Annotated in this window: 13 protein-coding genes; 6 read left to right on the forward strand and 7 right to left on the reverse strand. The window is 56.0% G+C overall.

Going from position 1 to position 19,999, the window contains the following annotated elements; all coding sequences use genetic code 11:
* Positions 1 to 188: 188 nt before the first annotated feature.
* Positions 189 to 4,091, forward strand: coding sequence for an FG-GAP-like repeat-containing protein (locus JAO32_RS17595; RefSeq protein ID WP_334242813.1), 3,903 nt, complete (start codon positions 189 to 191; stop codon positions 4,089 to 4,091).
* A 76-nt stretch (positions 4,092 to 4,167) separates the two neighbouring features.
* Positions 4,168 to 5,934: a CRTAC1 family protein gene (locus tag JAO32_RS17600; protein WP_334242816.1), complete on the forward strand. Its 1,767-nt coding sequence runs from the start codon at positions 4,168 to 4,170 to the stop codon at positions 5,932 to 5,934.
* Between the two features lie 13 nt (positions 5,935 to 5,947).
* Here the strand turns inward: JAO32_RS17600 and JAO32_RS17605 are convergent, their stop codons facing one another.
* From JAO32_RS17605 to JAO32_RS17620, 4 genes are all read right to left on the reverse strand, one after another.
* Positions 5,948 to 7,489 carry a tetratricopeptide repeat protein gene (locus JAO32_RS17605; protein WP_334242818.1) on the reverse strand — a complete coding sequence of 514 codons (1,542 nt, stop codon included), beginning with the start codon at positions 7,487 to 7,489 and terminating at the stop codon, positions 5,948 to 5,950.
* A gap of 238 nt (positions 7,490 to 7,727) precedes the next feature.
* Positions 7,728 to 8,216 (reverse strand): hypothetical protein, encoded by a 489-nt coding sequence (locus JAO32_RS17610; RefSeq protein ID WP_334242836.1) that lies wholly within the window; start codon positions 8,214 to 8,216, stop codon positions 7,728 to 7,730.
* A gap of 44 nt (positions 8,217 to 8,260) precedes the next feature.
* Positions 8,261 to 8,887, reverse strand: a complete 627-nt coding sequence (locus JAO32_RS17615) for a response regulator transcription factor (RefSeq protein WP_334242819.1) — start codon at positions 8,885 to 8,887, stop codon at positions 8,261 to 8,263.
* Entirely contained in the window at positions 8,884 to 11,802 is a 2,919-nt protein-coding gene (locus JAO32_RS17620; RefSeq protein ID WP_334242822.1) for a sensor histidine kinase, read from the reverse strand. Before JAO32_RS17620 ends, JAO32_RS17615 begins: the two co-directional genes overlap by 4 nt.
* A gap of 36 nt (positions 11,803 to 11,838) precedes the next feature.
* On the opposite strand from JAO32_RS17620, the gene JAO32_RS17625 reads away from it, so the two are divergent.
* The gene (locus tag JAO32_RS17625) at positions 11,839 to 12,420 is read left to right on the forward strand and encodes a hypothetical protein (RefSeq protein WP_334242824.1); all 582 of its coding nucleotides are present in this window, start codon (positions 11,839 to 11,841) and stop codon (positions 12,418 to 12,420) included.
* 12 nt (positions 12,421 to 12,432) lie between these two features.
* Here JAO32_RS17625 and JAO32_RS20100 read toward each other — a convergent pair whose 3' ends face one another.
* The 3 genes from JAO32_RS20100 to JAO32_RS17640 form a co-directional block, all read right to left on the reverse strand.
* Positions 12,433 to 12,795: a c-type cytochrome gene (locus JAO32_RS20100; RefSeq protein WP_443082615.1), complete on the reverse strand. Its 363-nt coding sequence runs from the start codon at positions 12,793 to 12,795 to the stop codon at positions 12,433 to 12,435.
* A gap of 13 nt (positions 12,796 to 12,808) precedes the next feature.
* The gene (locus JAO32_RS17635; protein WP_334242828.1) at positions 12,809 to 15,070 is read right to left on the reverse strand and encodes a tetratricopeptide repeat protein; all 2,262 of its coding nucleotides are present in this window, start codon (positions 15,068 to 15,070) and stop codon (positions 12,809 to 12,811) included.
* A 79-nt stretch (positions 15,071 to 15,149) separates the two neighbouring features.
* Entirely contained in the window at positions 15,150 to 16,943 is a 1,794-nt protein-coding gene (locus tag JAO32_RS17640) for a CRTAC1 family protein (protein ID WP_334242829.1), read from the reverse strand.
* 310 nt (positions 16,944 to 17,253) lie between these two features.
* Between JAO32_RS17640 and JAO32_RS17645 the strand changes: the two genes are divergently transcribed.
* From JAO32_RS17645 to JAO32_RS17655, 3 genes are all read left to right on the forward strand, one after another.
* Positions 17,254 to 18,207, forward strand: a complete 954-nt coding sequence (locus JAO32_RS17645; protein ID WP_334242831.1) for a hydroxypyruvate isomerase family protein — start codon at positions 17,254 to 17,256, stop codon at positions 18,205 to 18,207.
* Positions 18,208 to 18,255: 48 nt separating this feature from the next.
* Positions 18,256 to 18,843: a gluconate 2-dehydrogenase subunit 3 family protein gene (locus tag JAO32_RS17650; RefSeq protein ID WP_334242832.1), complete on the forward strand. Its 588-nt coding sequence runs from the start codon at positions 18,256 to 18,258 to the stop codon at positions 18,841 to 18,843.
* A partial coding sequence (locus JAO32_RS17655) for a GMC family oxidoreductase (protein WP_334242834.1) occupies positions 18,840 to 19,999 on the forward strand: 1,160 nt, incomplete at its 3' end. The genes JAO32_RS17650 and JAO32_RS17655, both read left to right, overlap by 4 nt.

Below are 19,999 nucleotides of genomic sequence, written 5' to 3' on the forward strand. Positions count from 1 at the left end.
GTGTGAGGTGCCCATACTAAGTGCCCTTTTCTTAACGTGTCAACCTTTTGGTGGAGATAAATTTACAACCTGAAGCCCGGCTCAACATGCCTAACCACCGGCTTCTGGTTCGCTGACGTTAGGCCACACGTATGCTACGTTTGCTGGAAGGCAGCAGGCGCATGAGCGCAAGCTGATGCACACGGATCATGGCACTTCCACCTACCGGTTTCCAGTATTTGAGCCGACGCCGTCTCCTGCAGGGATTGGGGTTGGCGCCGCTTCTTCTTCGCTCATCCCCCCTTATCGGTGAGTGGAACTTCGCTGTAAACCCGACGCCTACAAACCTGCCGTTGTCACTCACTGACCTGCGCTACGAGCCGAGCTATCCGGCTAGATCGCCGCTTGAAGACGTGCTGCGCAGGGTGCGCCCGGGTTCCGACGAGTTTGTCACTGAGGGCTATGCGCACGAGATCGGACTGATTCTCGACAGCTGGACCGTTTGCCTGAAACAACGAGACTTCGCCAGGCTCCGCAGTTCTTTCCATGATTCGCTGGAAGCGTCATCGTTTGTTCCGGTGCGCGAGGTGGTACTGCGCCAGAAAGCCAGCATCCACAGTTCCGCGCGAGAATTCAATTCTGCGCTCACGCAACCGGGTGAACGACTGGTTCAGGAGTTGGAACATTGGCTACCGTCAGGCCTGCACATTCGAGTTGCCGAGTTGGAGATCACAGCGATTGATGTACTCCCGGGCGAACCTCTCAGCGTGCGAACGAACGTTCGATACAGCATCGTCGCAACGTCATTGAAAGATGAGCGGGAACAGCGGGTTGGATTGTGGCAGATGGATTGGAGCCGCTCTTCCTCAGAAGCTGATGCAAAGGGTTGGAAGCTACGCCGCTGGCAGCCGACGGCGGAAAAACGAACGGCTCTACAAGGCCCCGCGTTTGTTGATATCACCCAGCGGTCGCTCGGCGAGGCCCAATCGTACAGAGAACAGTTGCTTCGAGGTGCAGACGACTGGCGCACGCAGTTGGATGGAGCCAGCGGCATTGATGTCTACGGCAACAATGGCGTGGCCGCCGGTGACTATGACGGTGACGGCTTCGATGACCTCTATGTGTGTCAGCCAGCAGGATTGCCGAACCGCTTGTACCGCAATCGTGGCGACGGCACTTTCGAAGATGTAACCGAGAAGGCCGGCGTCGGCGTGCTGGATAATACCGCCTGCGCTATCTTTGCTGACTTCCGCAACATAGGCCGGCAGGACCTGTTGGTTGTATGTGGCACTGGGCCATTGCTCTTTCTCAATCGCGGTGACGGTACGTTCGCTCGCAAGCATGATGCCTTCCGGTTTGCGCGTCCCGCGGAGGGCACCTTCACCCATGCCGCTGTTGCTGACTACGATGGCGATGGCCGCCTCGACATCTACTTTTGTGTCTACAGTTATTACCTGGGACTGGATCAGTACCACTATCCAATGCCCTACTTCGACGCGCGTAACGGCCCCCCGAACTTCCTGTTCCACAATGAAGGCGATGCGGCCTTTGTTGATCGGACGGAAGCATCCGGCCTCCATGTAGAAAATGACCGATACAGCTTCGCTTGCGCGTGGGGACAATCCGGCACAACTGGCTCACCAGACCTTTACGTGGTCAACGACTTCGGGCGCAGCAATCTCTATCGCAATCAAGGCGACGGAACGTTCAAGGCAGTTTCCACGAATGCTCATGTCGAAGACGTCGGAGCAGGAATGAGCGCAGCGTGGGCAGACTTCAACAACGATGGGCACGCTGATCTGTATGTCGCCAACATGTGGTCTGCAGCGGGCCAGCGCGTCTCGCAGCAGAAGCTGTTTCACGAAAAGAGTCCTGAGGCGATCCGTGAACTGTACCGCAGGCACGCGCGTGGAAATGCCCTGTACCGGAATCAGGGTGACGGCACATTCCAAAACGTGAGCGAATCAGCAGATGTTGAAGTGGGCCGCTGGGCATGGTGCTCCGACTTTCTTGATTTCGATCACGATGGATTTCAGGACATCTATGTCACAAACGGCTACATCACCTCTCCGGTGCAGAGCGGGATGGCAGCCGAGGAAGGAAAGCAGAACGTCAAAGGTCAGGGTGCCGACGATATCGACCTCGGCAGCTTCTTCTGGCGTCAGGTGGTGGGAAAATCGTCCGACGAAGCGACTCCTTCGCTTGCGTACGAGCACGGCTGGAACGCATTGAATGAGTTGATCCGTACTGATAACTCATGGAGTGGTAACGAACGCAATGTCTTGCTTCTGAATAATCGTGATGGCACTTTCTCTGAAGTTTCCGGACCAGCGGGACTGGACTTTCTGGAAGATAGCCGGTCCTTTGCTCTCGCGGACCTTGATCATGACGGCCGGCTCGAAATCATTCTGAAGAATCGCAACGCTCCGCAAATTCGCATTCTTCGCAACACGCTGAAAGACATCGGTGGTTCCATCGCATTTCGCCTGCACGGAACCAAGAGCAATCGTGATGCGATCGGGACGGCGATCACGCTTATCGCCGGCGATCTAAAGCAGACGCGTTATGTGCAGGCTGGTTCGGGTTTTCTCGCACAGCATTCGAAGAATCTGTTCTTTGGGATTGGCTATGCGCAGACGTCGATCGATGCGACAGTACATTGGCCCAGCGGTCTGGTACAGCAGTTCAAAGACCTGCCAGCAAATCATCAGGTGGAACTCATCGAGGGGACAACTACCTTCACAGCAAAACCATTCGGCAACAGTCCAGCTGTACACGAGTCAGCGGAGTCCTCACGCGATTCCCACTTGTCTCCGGCGGAGCCTGTGCATACCTGGCTGTTGGATCCTTTGAAAGCGCCTGGATTCAGCCTGCCCGATCTCGCCGGAGCGATGCGGACGTTGTCCTCCACGGAGGGGAGAGTGACACTTCTCCACTTCTGGTCGATTGACTCACCAGCGTGCAGTGACCAGCTACTGCGGTTGCAACGGGACCAGCGCGGAATGCAAGCGGCAGGAGTGGAGCTTCTGACGGTCAATGTCGACCGAGCAGAAAGCATACAAAAGGCGCGCGAGCATACCGCAAAGCAGAAATTCAACTTCCCTGTCCTCTTTGCGACCGAAGATATCGCGGGCATCTACAACATCATCTTTCGCTACCTGTATGATCGCCGCCGTAACTTGCCTTTGCCTGGATCATTTCTACTCGATCGGCAAGGCATGATCGTGAAGGTTTACCAGGGCACAGTCAGTGTGCAGCAGGTGCTTACCGACGCGCGATCCATTCCGGAAACGCAGCAGCAACGATTCGCGAAAGCTCTTCCCTTCCCTGGCACTTTGCACGAAGCTCAATTTGTTCGCAATGACTTTACCTATGGCGTGGCCATGTTCCAGCATGGGTATCTGGAACAGGCTGCAGAGTCCTTCCAGCAAGTGGTTGCTGCGCGGCCAAATGACGCGGAAGGTTACTACAATCTCGGCACGTTGAGTCTGCGCAGGAACCGCTTTGCGGAAGCAAAGCAGTATCTGCAAAAGACACTCAGTTTGAAGCCAGATTATCCAGAGGCCTTGAACAACCTGGGTATGCTTGCAGGCCAGCAGGGACAGATGGATGAGGCGATACAGAGTTTCCGCCAATCGCTCGCGCTGCGGCCGGGCTACGCGACCGCCCTTCTGAACCTTGGGAACGTATACCGTCGCATGCGCTCCTTCAATGAAGCGGAAAACTACCTGACACAGGCACTGACGCTTCAGCCGGATGATCCAGAAATTAACTACAGCCTGGGCATGCTGTACGCACAACAAAATCAATCGAAACTTGCCGCGGACTATCTCCGTAAGGCTCTCGCACTGCGACCCGACTATCCTGAGGCCTTGAATAATCTTGGCGTGCTAGCTGTTCACGACAAAAATTATGCCGAGGCGGAACTGCAGTTCAAGACCTGTGTCCGACTTGTTCCCACCTTTGACGAGTCGTATATAAATCTTGCCCGTCTCTACGTATTGACAGGTCAAAGGGCAAAGGCGCGAGAGGCATTGCAGTCGTTGCTGACTCTCAAACCGGAAAACACCGCAGCCAGGCAGGGCATCGCAGCACTCGACGCGGCACCGTAGTGAAGCTCCGCCATAGCCACCTATAATTGCCGTCATGCTTTTACCAAGGCGGAGATTCCTGGCCACATCCGCGTTTATGCTCGGCAGCGCACTGACGGAAGCACTGGCAACACCTCTGTGGAAGTGGACCGACCCGTCGCTTTTGCAGATAGCGAAGTCGAGCGGAACGACTATGACGCCATCGTCAACTGCGGGTACATCTCCGGTGCAGTTCGTAGACGTCGCCGCGAAAGCTGGCCTCACATCTCCGAGTGTCTGGGGCGGCGTCGATCACAAGCGCTCGATCATTGAGGCGAAGGGCAGCGGGCTGGCCTTTTTTGATTACGATCATGACGGCTGGCTCGACATTTACCTGACGAACGGCGACCGCCTCGACACGCAGTGGCCGAAGGGTGAGGCGCCCACATCGCACCTGTATAAAAACAACCGCGACGGCACCTTTACCGATGTGACAGAGGGATCCGGGCTGGGTATTACCGGATGGCAGACCGGCGTCTGTGTCGGCGATTACAACAATGATGGCTGGGACGATCTATTCTGCTGCCTCTGGGGCCAGAACATCCTCTTCCACAACAATGGAAACGGCACCTTCACCGATGTGACGCGAAAAGCAGGACTTTACCGCGATGAGGTGCGCTGGGGAGCGGGCTGCACCTTCCTGGATTACGATCGGGACGGCTTTCTTGACTTATTCATCTGTAACTATCTGAAGCTTGATCCGCAGCATATGAACACGTCCGACGATAGTCACTTCTGCCAGTGGAAGGGAGTGCCTGTCATGTGCGGCCCACGTGGTCTACCGCCTGACACAAACCTCCTGTTCCACAACAATGGCGACGGGACTTTTACCGATGTCTCCGATCAGTCAGGCATCCTGAAGCCGGGGCCACGTTACTCCATTACCGCTGTCTCCTACGACTTCGACAACGACGGCTGGCCCGATATCTATGTGGCTGTTGATTCGCAACCCAGCATCCTGTTTAAGAACAACCATGATGGCACATTCACTGATGTTGCCGTCGAGGCGGGCTGTGCCTACAGTGACGGCGGACACGAGCAGGCAGGCATGGGAGTTGCCGTGGCGGACTACGACTGCGATGGATGGTTCGATATCTTTAAAACGAATTTCGCGGATGATAGTTCAAATCTGTATCACTGCAACGGTGATGGAACTTACACAGATGTAAGCTTCACCGCTGGCGTTGGTGGTAACAACCAGTATGTCGCCTGGGGCTGCGGCTTCCTTGATTACGATAACGACGGCTGGCTCGATGTTATGCAGATCAACGGTCATGTCTATCCGGAAATTGATAAGTACCATTTCTCGCAGAGTTACAAAAACCCTCGCATCGTGTACCGCAATCTTGGCAATGGGAGCTTCCAGGATGTTTCATCCAGCATGGGCCCCGGGATCGCGGAGAAATTTTCAAGTCGGGGTGCAGCCTTCGGGGATTACGACAATGATGGAGGCATGGACGCGCTCATACTCAACATGAACGATCTTCCATCCCTTCTGCACAACGTCAGCCGTCATCGCGGAAACTGGATCAAGATCAAACTAATTGGCACAAAGTGCAACCGCACGGCGATTGGCGCCCGGGTGAAAGTAACAACCGGGAAACATACCCAGATGGACGAAGTACACAGCGGCACCAGCGTTATGTCACAGAGCGATCTGCGTCTCCACTTCGGTCTGGGCACTGCCACCGTAGCAGACATGGTGGAAGTTAAGTGGCCCACAACGCAGTTAGTAGAGCGCTTTCCTCGGGTAAGTGCGAATCAAATCCTTACCATACGAGAAGGACATGGAATTGTGCAACGCACGAAGCCACGAACTACATAAGTTATTTGTGCATCTACTGAGCCTTGGCAGGCGCTGACGAGGCATTCGGAACAACCGAGAACTGCTTCACCGCGCGTCGTTGCGTTTCGACGAGTGCCGCATTTGCAGCGTCGATCTGCTGATGCATCTGGTATTCCGCCTTTGCCTGGTCGGGTTTGCCTGTGCGGTCATATGCGACGCCAAGACGATAGTGCGCTTCGCTGTTCTGTGGATCCGCTTCCAACGCCTTCCGGTAATAAGCAATCGCTGCGCTGTAGTCCTTCTGTCCGGCCTGCATGATGCCGAGTTGCAGGTAGGCGTCACTGTATTTTGGATCGAACGCGACGGTTCGCAGCAATAGTGGACGGACGCGGTCCTGCGCACCTGTTCCGCCTTGCTTCAGTAGAAACATGGCGTAGAAGTAGTTCGCTTTCGCATCGTCTGAATGCTGGCGAACAAAGCGTTCGAGCATTGGCCCCACGCATTTGTTGATTGACGATGACGTCACGACGATCTGGCCTGCGAACAGGTAAGGTTCGCGAGCGGTCGGTTCCATGTCAGAGGCTTCGCAGATCTTCTCCGCTGCCTCGTCATACTGACCACCTGCAAAAAGTGCTGCGCCCCAGGCAGTCTTCATCCGCAAAGAAGCGGGATACTGTTTCGCGCCGTTTGCAAATACATCTGCCGCCTGCCAGATGGCTCGATGTAGCAGGAGCTCAGTTCCCCACGCAAAGTAATTCGCCTCTTTCGGATCGAGCTGCGTAGCCCGCTGATACTGTTGGACCGCAACCAATGGGTTCCCCAACTTCTCCTCGATTTCTCCAGATAGCTCATGAAACTCAGCAGCATCGCCTTGCGCCAGAGCCCGTTTCACGTGAAGCTGTGCGGAGGCAAAATCGCCCACTCCATTGCACGCCTGGGCGAGGTTGTATTCGTCAATGGGCTGGTCACCGTTCAGGCTCGCAGCCTTTTCCAGGAACGGAATGGCCTGTTGGAACTGCATCTCGTTCACGTAAAACAGGCCGAGATCGCGGTTCGCCGCATAGCTTGAAGGAGACGCGGAAACCGCGGCACGCAGCGCGATTTGTTTCTTATTTCGCTCGTCGGCTTTGGCCGCTTCCACAGTCGCCGTAGCCGCGGAGTTCTGCGCCCGCAACGCCAATGCCTCACGATTCAGTTCTTCACTGGTGCGCAACGTGGCATCGGAACCGTGGCCACCAACCGCAGTCCAATCGGTAACTCCCGCCACAGCGAAGCTTGGCTTATCAAAAAAATTGATGCTGTCGCCGGACTCAGCCGAACCAGCAGTGCCTGTATCCGACGTACCTGCAGAGTGCAGCACGATCGTGATGTTCTGCCGGGAATCCTTCGTTACGGCGAGCGTTGACCGACTACTCTGAAGACCGTGGCCGGCCGCGTGAATTGTGTAGCTGCCAGCTTCCAGGGAGCGGATCAGGAACTGCCCGGAGATGTCTGTCTCCGTCTGCACTACTGTCTTCCCGTCGTGCGGCTCTGCATATATACGTGCGCCGGGCGCTGGCTTTCCTGTCGAGTCAACAACACGTCCGGAAAGCATGGCTACGTCCTGCAACTGCTGATTCTGAGACCACGCCCTTGCAACCGACAGACTTACGCAGAGTCCAATGGGCAAAAAAAACAGCAACGCGCTGCCGTAGGACAGGACGGAGATGCTTCGAGCAATCGGCTTGGACCGCATGACGTTGATGATAGGAAACCTTACTCGCAGATGATGTTACGCATGTTGCAGAAGGCTGTCGAAGCACAACCTGCGTGCCCACCACTAAGGGGCGCACTCAATCCTCTGAGAGGAGATGGTAAGTCAGAAAGTAGCGGCCAATCTGGATGAGGCTGTTCTCGGCAGGCGGCCAGATATGAATAGGTTCAACGCGAACCTTGGTTTTATATGGATGAGCGATTACGGCCCCCAGCTCTGTTCCGCTACGGGCGTCGTACACATGCACGTTTAATCCCTCCGCCACTCGTGTCCAGCCCAGCACATAAGCGCCTGGTTTCAATACGAGCGTGTCGCCAACGCGAAGTGTGATTTGGGTAAGCAGGTAATGCGAATAACGTCCCTCTGCCGCATAGCCAGCGGTGATCAAGACGACAGCGGCCACAGTACGGCCCTGGTCGTCCCTTATACCCGTTGCGGTTCGCAGTTCCGTCTCAATGTGCTCCTTGTCTACAGGAGCGCGTGCAGGCAGAAATGCCTCGAGTTCGGAAGGACTTGCAGCGCGCCAGATCGCCTTGGTTTCAGCACGATTGAACGGCATCGCAAGCACGAGTAACAAAGAACATATCCAGATACGGCATGCAAACATTCGTTTTACCTTAAACGGACAAAACCGCGTTGTAATGCAGCCGTTGCCGCCTGTGTTCTATCGACGACGCCAAGCTTCGCAAGCAGGTTGTTCACATGCGTCTTCACAGTGGCCTCTGAAATGGACAAGTCGGACGCAATGTCCTTGTTCGCCCTGCCAGCGACGATACGTTCCAGCACATGAATCTCCCGCGGTGTGAGCTGTTCGCCTTTGCTGCGTTCCGCAAGTTTGTCGGCAATCTGTGAAGGGATGCTCAACTCACCACGGTGCACGGCGTAAATGGCTTGCAGCAGATCATCGAACGGCATACCTTTCAGCAGATAGCCACACGCACCAGCCTGCAACGCTCGGAAGATATCTTCATCGCCATCGTAAGTGGTCAGGACGATCACACGGGCATCTGGTGCCTGTTCACGAATCTTCCTTGTCGCCTCCGCACCACCCATCCCCGGCAGTTGCAGATCCATCAGGGTTACATCAGGATGCAGCGAAGAGAAGCTGGTTACGGCCTGATCACCGTCGCAGACGGAAGCAACAACTTCCATCTCGTCGATGGAAGACAAAAGTGCGACCAGGCCTTCGCGCACGACATGATGATCTTCGACAACCATGAGCCGAATCTTTGTGTTCATGACCGTCTCCCCTCTTCAACCGTGATGCTGACGCGCAGCGTTACCGTTGTTCCCTGGCCATTCTCGCTTTCGATGAGAAGTGTTGCTCCTATGGCTGCTGCACGTTCGCGCATGCCGCTCACGCCGAAGTGCCCTTGCAGGAGCGCCTGCTCGTCAACGCGGAAACCACACCCGTGATCTCTGACAGTCATCATCAGGATATTCGTTCCGAAATGCAATTGAACGTCTGCGGTTTTGGCACCAGAGTGTCGTTGGATGTTCGACAGCGCCTCTTGCGCAATCCGCAATACTTCGTCTTCAACACGCAGCAGAAGTTGACGGTAGGCGCCACCCACCTGAAGCTTGATGGTGAGGGACGGCGCCGTATATCGATCGACCAGCGCAGCCAGACGCGTCGGAAGACTGTCTTTGCTACTGATGGCACGTAAATCCCAGATGCTTCGCCGTGCTTCGGCAAGCCCCTCCATCACGAGTTTCCGCGTGGATTGGACCTGCCGCTGGGCGGACTCAGGCTTACCGCCTGCAAGGAACTGCGAAATGAGATCAAGCTGCAGTGCGATACCGACAAAGTCCTGCGCCAGCGTGTCGTGTATTTCACGGGCAATCCGATTGCGTTCCCCCAGCACCGCCTCGAACTGCCGCCGCAGCCCGCGAAGCCTCAACCGATACAGTGAAACGGCTGCTGCCATGGCCAACAGAAAGGTCGAAAGCAGGAACCACCAACGCCTGTAGACAGGTGGTGTGACTCGGAACGTCAGGATCGCTGGAGATCGAAGCCAAGTGCCATCATTGGCTCTGGCTTCCACGTAAAAGGTATATGTCCGTGGTGGCAGATTGGTGTAGGTTGCCGTGCGTCGGGTCCCTGCATCTGTCCAGTTTCGATCAAATCCATCGAGCCGGTAGCGATACTCAACCCGAAGCGGCGAAGCGAGGCTGAGGCCCGCATATTCAATATCAACACGCGTATCGCCGGGGCCAAGAGTCAACAAACCCTGCTGCAGACTTTGCTCGGTACCGTCCACCAGCATCCGGTCGATGACGACGGGGAACGATTGTGCGACCGCAATGGGTTGACCTGTGGCAATTGCCGCGCCTTTCTGCGTTGCCGACCAGACCTCCGCATCCCGCATCTGCCAAAGCAATGGCGATCCGCCCGCTACAATTTCCGAACCTGGGAGGCCGTCCGCTTTGGTGTACCGGTTCAGCGGCAGAACACAGCGCTCTCCTCTGTCAATGCAGTTGTTCAGGTCAGCGATGGCAATACGCAGCAGGGATTGTTCGCCACGTATCCACATAGACCCAGTCCGATCGGCAAGCAATGCTGAGATTTTCCCCGCGTGCAACGACGAGCTTTGCACAGTCGACACGTGGTTATCCTTCACGCGACTTATGTTTCCGTCGGTGGTACCCACCCATACTGTTCCGGCGGGCGACTCGGCAAGTGCTGACACAAGCGGAGATTGCAAACCATCTTTAGCCGCATAGGTGAGCCATCGACCATCGGAGGTCAGCCTTGAAAGACCGCCGGAAGTGCCTACCCACAAGTCCCCGTTATTGGCGGAAAGCAACGCTCCGATCAGATCTGCACCTAGCGCGTCAGCGCTGGTAAAGACCTTTGCGGTGGTTCCTTTCAGGCGCAGCAGGCCTTTGCGCGTACCAACCCATATGGCTCCGTCTGATCCCGTTGTTAAGGCGCGAATGTAGTCATCTGGCAGCATGTCCGCAGAGGTGAACCGCTGCACCTTGCCCGTGGCATCAATATGGTTCAACCCATCCGGCGTTCCCACCCACACATCACCGTTGCGCCCGGGTGCCAGCGCAAGAATGAAGCGGCTGGTGAGAGTGTCCGCACGCACCGGATTGTCAACGCGACCATCACGGATGCGTCGAAGACCGTCGTTCCGGGTGCCTACCCAAATATCTCCATTGCTTCCCTGAATAACCGATGTCAGCGGCTGATCGGCAAGGTCTGGTGCCGCACGAAAAACTTCTGCGTGCAGCAGGTGCAGGCCTGTCGACTCTGTCCCGATCCAATAGTTGCCGTCGCGATCCTGGTAGGTTTGCAGGACGGAGTCTCCATGTAGCGATGCAATGCTTTCCACGGAATCTGCTCCGTGCTTGATAACAGCGAGACCATCATTGGTGCCTACCCATGCATTGCCCTGACGGTCTACAAAAAGGGACACAACGCGTGTGCCCGGCAGACCGTTAGATCTAGATATGGTCCACTCCCGAGTGACGGTCGGCGTCGTCCGCTTTACGCCCGTCGCGAACATCGTCCAGTCTTCTCCGCGAAGGCCTTTCACCGCTGGATGAACAGCGCCAGCATCGTTAGAGGTTTTGCTGACGCGTGGCAGGAAACGTTCTCCATTTTGTACGGCTATGCCGGAGGCCGTTTGTACCAGTAAATCGCCGGAATCTGTTACCTGCAATCCAAGGATTCCGGATGACGGAAGACCGTCCTTCTCACTGAAACGCTGGAAAATACCCCGTCGCAACCGCAACAAGCCATCATTTGTTCCCACCCAGAGATCGCCGGAAGGTCCTTCGGCAAGGCAGCACGCGTCATTGCTTGCAAATGCCGGCTCGTTATCGTGCTTGAAAGTCTTGAACACCACACCGTCAAAGCGCGCAATACCGTCCTCCGTAGCAATCCAGAGGAAGCCGTCCTTCGTTTGCAGAATCTGATGAACGCTGTTTTGCGGAAGTCCATTTTCCGTAGACCAGCTACCGTGCCGCAGATACCTCAAGTCCTGCGCTGCAGCCAACATGTTCAGCAGCATCGCAACAAAACAGGCCGATAGGAGGTGGTGTGCAACTTGGCGGGTTGCGCGCGTCAGCGCGGGTCTGCCGGGCATACGGAGTAGATTAGGCCGCACACCGAACTCGCGCAACAGAGAGTGCGAGCCATCCATGCAAACCAAGCCTTCTCCATGCGATAAAGGATGGCAATGGGTTATCTGACAAATGCGCTTTCCGTCGCTACCGTCTCTTTCATGCTGGCTGTCGCGCCTGCAATCCATGCAGTATCTGGCCCAGCTGCTAGCCAGTCACAGAGCTCCACCACGTCCCCAGCGCCGGATGACCAGGCACCGACATTGCTAACGCCTGCGCAAGTGGAGCACTTAATGCCTGCGACTGTTTATTACCGCGGCCAGAGTGCTCCCATTCAACTGCGCAACTCCGCCGGTGCGAGGTTCGCACCAGACGGATACCTTCTCGTGGCAATGGTCGATACCAGCGGCTATGCCAGCAGCGTGCAGGAAATTTATCAGATGTACCTGATTACGGAACGAGCATTGGAGATTGGCAGTCAGCGTCTCGCTCCGGGGGCTTACGGCGCTGGCGTGGTAAACGGTAAGTTCATCGTCACCGATGTGGGAGGCCACACTCTCCTGCAGGCAGATACCAACCTGGACCAAAGCATGCCGCGACCTCGCCCCTTACAGCTGTTGAACGATCCCGCAGATGGGCTGAAGCTCTATCTGGGGCGTAGTTGGATCAGCATTGCCTTAGCGACCGCAACGCATTGAGTCTCCTTCGCGTCATTTAGGCGGAGGCACCAGATTCCACGCGTCTTTCGCTTGCAGAAATGCCGCGAGCTGCGCAATCTCGTCCTCGGTAAGCGCTTCACCGAAGGGCGGCATCATCTGGCCTCCATCGTGGATCTGCCGCCGAATCTGCTCATCATTCCGTCGCTTGGACACATCGTGCAGTGATGGCGCTCGTTCAGTTCCCGCCCCTATAGGGCCGTGGCAGAACGTGCACCCCGATTTCCCAAACAGTACAGCACCCGCCTTTACTGCTTCACTTTGAGAATCGAGCGCGAACGACCGTTGCGCCGTCAAAAGGAACAAGATGGCGAACAGTAGGAAGGCGAGCTGAGGAGTAGGCGTGTGGCGTGGCATGAATCCCCAACCGTCACGGCTGTTGCTGCGACGGCAGCATGCTCGTTGTAAGTTCACCCGCTACGGCTTTGCCGTGTGCATCAAGATCATGCGTGTGCCACGGCACGGATTCCTGCGCAATGTCGCCGTGCTTCCGCAAGTACTCCAACGCAAAGGTACTCGCGGTGGGATCATCCTTCTGATCCGCGAAGTAGGCGGCCTGCTTGCTGGCCTCCTCCTTCAACCCAAGTCGGCGATAGATGATCGACAGGTTGTAGTGAGCCGCAAGATCGTCGGGATCGATGGACTGAACCGTCTCATACTCGATGCGCGCCTCCGCATAACGCTGTTTCTGGTAAAGGCTGAAGCCAAGCTCCCGATGAGCATCGCGGGAACGCGGGAACTGTTGCGCCACCTTCCGCAGGTTGGTGATGGCTTCATCCACCTGCCCTTCGTTCCGCTGGATCAGCGCAAGATAGTAGAGCGCGCGAGCATTGTCAGGAGACAGCGCGAGGGCTTTATGCAAGCTCGGAACGGCGTCTGCGTATCTCTCCCACTGGATGTCTGCGATAGCCACGTTGGTATAGGCATCTGCATAGTCTGGCCGGAGTTTCACCACTTGTTCGAAGGCGCTGACACTGGCTGCGTACTGTTGTGCGTCCAGCAAGCCGATGCCGTAGTTGTTCCAGCGCATCCAGACAGGATTCTCGGCAGCATCAGGTGCAGACGGCAAATTCTTGCCGATGTTGATGGTTCGCGTTGCCGTCACCATGTCGAGCACTGGCTGCTGATAGTGCGGCTTCAGTGCGAAATTGATGAATTGCTGATCAAACCGGCGATACCTGACCGCGGCCGTAATGCTGATCGATCCTGTGCAGTCCTTCGGAATGGTGAAGCTGTAACGCACAACCTGCGATCGGCCGCTCTGAATCGTGTTGTTATAGGCAACCACGCGATTGTTCCAGACTTCATGCTGGCCATTCAGCGTTCCCTCTTTGTTGATCAGCCGGTTTGTAAAACTGTGCGCCGCAGGATCGAGATCACCGGAAAGTTCCAGCCCACCGCTTTGACCGATGAGCCTGCCCGCGCTGTCTTTCACCGTAAACGCCGTCCAGCTTTCGTACATGTCCCGTTGTTCGGGCACGTGAGAATGTGCAGCACCTTTGTTCTGAATCATAACTGTGACCGTCAGCTTTTCACCCGGAGCTACGGCGTAGGACACCATGCCCAGGGGCGCGGTGATCGTATCAGGCTGCCCCTTCCCGCCTTCGCGCTCAAGGGAAAAGATATCGACATTGAAGACACCATTCGCAAGGAATTCGCGAATGCGTTTCGCCTGTTCGTCGTAGTTGTAATAGGCCGGAATCAGCGAGTTCGCGCCGAGCCAGCGATGGCTGGCAAGCTGACCATTCTTCGCGCCGGGGTCGCCCTTACCCGTGAGAGCCTCGCGGGGCATGTGACACGTCTCGCACGTAGAAACCGCCGGCTTCACATAGAAAGGCAAGGGCGACTGTTTCGCAAAGCTCGAGTTCTGCCACTCGTCATACGGTGTCATCGCGCGCTGCCATTTGTAGTCGTTCAATTCATGCGGCAGCGCGGCTTTGTGGCAACTCGCACAAAACTCGCTGGTTCTGTAGAACGGCTTCATCACCGCAGCGGAATGACGGTCAAGATGCGAAAGAATCTCCAGATCGGAAACCTTGCGATGGATGGGTGCACCAGTTTCATCGACAAGCACCGCAGGCACGGCCAAAACGTAACTGCCCGTTCCGCGCAGGTCATTCTTCTGCATGCTGTGGCAGACGGTGCAGGTGATACCGTCGGCGTCATACGGTCGCTTCTTCGGTCCGGCTTGCGTCAATGCCCCCGCGGCCATGGCAATGGGATCATGACATCCCTCGCAGTGCCGTGAAAACTCGATCCCCTTTTCCTCGTTCAACAGTCCGACATTCTTCAGGTACCACGGCACACGATTGGAATTGGAGTGGGCCGACTCGCGCCACTGCTGGTGCGCAGCCTGATGACAATGACCGCAATACTGTGCCGTGGGAAAGTCCTTGGGATCGATGAACTCGCCGTTATCTGTGGTCATGTTCGACGGCGTGAACGGATGATCCTTGCCATAGCGATAGTTGTAGGTCGCTGCAATCTTCTCGTTGTAGGCCGTTCGTGCCGCCCTGTGCGCGTCATCGTCTGTTGACGCGTGAACAGCATTCCGCACAACGAAGCTGCCCACGGCAAGCGCCATGGAGAGCAGAACGAAGCCGGTGAAGACACGCGCGAAACGGTGGGACATAGACATCCTGAAGTGCACAACATGGTATGCCAGACAGATGAAAACTGTCAGTCCGTGAGTTATTCAATCGCGAACATTACTACTGAATCCCGTGGCCTTCCACAACCGTGTACATGCGGTCCGGACCGGGCACCTTTAGTTTCTCGACAGCTCCACTGGGCCAGTGCACCTCAACGGAATCGATGCGGCTGACAGACCCCAAACCGAAGTGAGGACGCGGATCCGAGCTTGAGGCAAAGCTCCCACCGGCTACCACATCGACGCGTTGGCGTATGCCACCAGCCTGTAGGTAGACAACCGCGCCCGTGGCATCGCGTGGGCTCTTTGGCCCGCCAACAAGGTGGAAGCCAACCCAGTGGTTCTGGGTCTTCGAGACATTGCGCAACAGTGTCGGAGACTCATCCATATTGTTGATTACCAGATCGAGTTTGCCCGTGTTGAACAGGTCGCCTACGGCCAGTCCACGAGACGCTCGAGGCATGGCAAGCGCAGTGCCTTCCACTGCGGGAACGGGCTCCAGCTTACCCTGCGCATTCCGAAATAGGAGCAGGCGCTCCGCCCAGCTTGTGCCCCACGGATGTTTATCCGCATCACGGTACACATGGCCGTTGACGAAGGCCAGGTCCTTCCAGCCGTCGTTGTCGTAGTCGAGAAACGCCGTGCCCCAGCCAAGGAACGGAATCGTCCCCTCCGCGATATGCATCTCGTAGCTCACGTCCGTGAAGTTCGCGTCTCCGTCATTGCGGTATAGGGGCTTGTAGTCATCGGAGAAGGTCGTGTTGAAGATATCGACCAGCCCATTGTTGCGATAGTCGCCAATCCCTATCCCCATGGATGCGGTTTCTCTTCCATCCTTGTTGAGTGCGTAACCGGAGGCGTAGCTCACATCTTCAAAGGTGCCATCGCCTTTATTCAGGTAGAGATAGTTTGGCGTGGAGTCGTTCGCCACCAGCAGGTCAGGCTTGCCGTCGTTGTTCACATCGACGAATGCGGAGGCCAGACCGTAGTATCCCGGTTTGTCTGCTACCCCTGCCCTGGCACTGACGTCTTCGAAAGTGCCATCGCCCTTGTTGTGAAACAGATGGTCAGATTCTCCCGGCAAGCCTCTCGGACCGCAGTATTCCGGCACTCCACGAAACGAACAGTAGGCGAGACTGGCTGCGCCCGGTGCAGCATCCGGCAGATTCTTCAGATCGATTTTTACGTAGCCCGGCACGAACAGGTCCAGTTTGCCGTCGCCGTCATAGTCGCCCCAGGTCGCTCCTGTTGACCAGCCGCCCAAGGCCACTCCTGCCTTCTCTGCAACATCCACGAACGTGCCGTCGTGATTATTGCGATAGAGCCGGTTCTTGCCGAAGTTTGTTACGTACAGATCCGGCCAGCCGTCATTATCGAAATCTCCAGCAACTGCGCCGAAGGCCCACCGTCCGTTGCCGACTCCAGCCTTTTCCGTTACGTCTTCGAAGGTACCGTCATGATTGTTGTGGAACAGTGCGGCGCGAGGAGACTCTGCCTTCCCTTCCATCGCAGCTTTCGTGGAACCATTCGGCAAGTAGATGTCGAGCCAGCCATCGTTGTCGTAGTCGAACAGCGCAACGCCAGAGCCAACCACCTCCAGGATGTATCGCTTTTCATCCTGCCCTGAAACATGCTTCCACACGGAGAGCCCCGCAGCTACGGTCACATCCGCATACGGAATGGGGCCTGTGCGAACCGTGCCACCGAGAGTGATGGGTCGCTTGTCAGCGTCCAGTACAGGAGGGAAAGCTCCGGCAGTGTTCGAACCACCCTGAGCGGGAGATTGCGCGCCCTCCTGTGATTTCTGCGTCCGCTGCTCCAGTGGGTTCTGGCTGTACAGAAGAGAAACGCTCATCAACAACGCTGTCAGAGAAATGACAAGTTTTGCCAGCCTGATAGGTCTCATCGCGATCACGAGCCATGATACGACCCAAATGCAAGCGGCGCATCCATCTGGGAAGCTAATTACTGGTCCACCGTTCCCGTTCTATACGGTCTCCCTCAAATCCAAGACGCGTTTGAATCGCGGTGAGTTATCGCCGCGAGTCTTCGATAACTCACCACTGCCCGCGGGTATCTCGACATACCGCTTCTTGCCGGTTTTACTGAATGACGGATAAGATGTTCGCCACACGGCGAATCCGTCTTTCAATTCATCCTTATGGATGATGCTTGCAACCAGCAACCGGCAAGTTTCAACAAACGCACGCGTCTTCTACACCGAACAAAGAGGTTGTTTTATGGCACTGGTATCTCGTCGGGCGATGCTCCAGAGCGGCCTGGCTGCAGCAGCATTAGCCGCTAGCCCATCTCCGTCGTCAGGCCAGAAGGCAGAGGACAAAGATGTCCCCCTTACTCGCAAAGGAAGAATCAGACAGTCCGTTTGTAAAGGCCCCTATCCCGGACTTACCATCGATGAACTCTGTCGCTATGGCGCTCACATTGGCCTGAAGGGTATTGACCTTTTGCAGCCGGCAGACTTTGAGACCCCGAAGAAGTACGGGCTCACCTGCGCCATGGGATATGCGGGCGCGGGCACCATCAAGGACGGCTTAAACAGGGTTGAGAATCACGCACCAATCGAAGCAGCGCTGCGACAGACTATCCCGCTTGCAGTCAAATCGGGCGTTCCAAATCTCATCACATTTTCCGGCAACAGAAACGGTATGTCCGATGAAGAAGGCGCCAAGAACACGATCATCGGTCTGAACCGAGTGAAACACATGATGGAAGACGCCAACATCACTCTGTGCCTCGAACTCCTCAATAGTAAGGTCAACCACAAAGACTACATGGCGGACCATACAGAGTGGGGAGCGCAGGTCATGGAGCAGGTCAACTCCCCCAGCTGTAAATTGCTCTACGACATCTATCACATGCAAATCATGGAAGGTGATCTGATCGCTACGATCCAAAAGAACATCAAGTGGATCGGTCACTTTCATACTGGCGGCGTTCCCGGCCGAAATGACCTCAATGACATGCAGGAAGTGCAGTGGGATGGTGTGATGCGCGGCATTGCAGCCACCGGTTTCACTGGTTACGTTGCGCACGAATTCAAACCACTTGGCGACCCGTATGCAGCCCTGCTGCAGGCGGTCAACCGTTGCGATGTGTAGCAGCAGTACGGCTTTGAGCTGCCACACAAAATCAAAAGGAGTCGATCCATGCAACGACGAGATGTTCTGCGCCTGCTGACCTCAGCAGCAGTCGTGTCTTCACTGCCATTGGAGATGTTCCAGTCTCTGCAGCAAGCGCGGGCGGAAGTCGGCCCTACTGTGGGCTTGAGAACATTGAATGCACATCAAAATGCGACCATCACAACCATCAGCGAGTTGATTATCCCCGAAACGGCCACACCAGGCGCGAAGGGGGTAAAGGTGAATGAGTTCATCGATCTGTTGCTCACCGAGTGGTACGACAAGCCGGATACCGAACGATTTCTGCAGGGCATCGCCGACGCGGATGCCGCCAGCCAGAAGCAGTTCGGAAAAACGTTTGTGGAATGCTCCGCCGCGCAGCAGACGCAGTTGATGACGGTCTGGGACAACGAAGCGATGGCGTACGCGCGGATTTCGAAACTTGCGCAAAAGACCAAATCTGCCCAACCACCCGCAAACTTCTTCTACACCGTGAAACGCCTCACGATCGTGGGTTATTACACATCTGAGATTGGCTTCTTAAAAGAACTTGGAGCCTCAATCATCCCGCCAAAGCACGCGGGATGCGCACCACTTTCGGAGGCCCGCTCGTGAACATTGTCACTTTGAAGACGAATACCTTTGACGCAATCGTGATCGGTTCCGGCATGAGTGGCGGCTGGGCTGCGAAAGAACTTACCGAAAAGGGCATGCAGACGCTTGTGCTTGAAGCAGGACAGAGCATCATCCCCGAGCGTGACTATGTCGATCACCTGCCAGTATGGGAAGTAAAGTTTCGTGGACTGCGCGATCGGAAATACGAAGAGGTCTACCAACCGATGCAGCGCCACATCGGTGATGAATGGAACTCCAAGTTCTTCGTCAACGACGTGGACAATCCATATACAACACCGCCGGACGCACCCTATCTCTTTCTGCGTGGACGCCATGTAGGCGGTCGTTCTGTCATGTGGGGCCGACAGTCATACCGTTGGAGTGACATCGACTTTGAAGCCAATAGCAGAGACGGACACGGCGTCGATTGGCCAATCCGCTACAAGGATATTGAACCTTGGTACGACTACGTGGAAGATTTCATCGGCGTCAGCGGACAGGCCGAAGGCTTACCGCAACTGCCTGACGGCAAGTTTCTTCCTCCCTTCGAAATGAACTGCGGTGAGATTGCAATGAAACACGCAGTCGAGGCGAAGTTCCCACAACGCAAGGTGACGATTGGGCGAACCGCGATCCTGACGGTAGACCATAAGGGCCGCTACGCATGCCACCAATGCGGCCCGTGCGATCACGGCTGTATTACTCGGTCCTACTTCAGCAGCATCCATTCCACATTGCCTGCAGCACAAGCCACAGGCAAGCTAACGCTGCGGCCCATGAGCGTGGTGCACAGCCTGATCTTCGATCCCGTAACACGCCGCGTCACTGGCGTTCGCATCATCGATGCAGACACCCGCCAGACGATGGAGTTCCACGCCAAGCTGATCTTCCTGTGTGCATCCACACTTGAATCGGCTCGTATTCTGATGAACTCGGCTACCTCTGAATTTCCAAACGGACTTGCAAATTCAAGCGGCGAGCTGGGACACAACCTGATGGACCACATCTTCCACAGTGGCGCCAGTGGGCGACTGCCGGGCTTTGAAGACCACGTGCAATTAGGCAACCGGCCAAATGGGATCTATATCCCACGTTTTCGCAACATTCATGACAAGCATCCTGACTTCGTGCGCGGATATGGCTTCCAGGGACGCGC

Source organism: Terriglobus sp. ADX1 (assembly GCF_036877645.1).
GTDB lineage: Bacteria > Acidobacteriota > Terriglobia > Terriglobales > Acidobacteriaceae > Terriglobus.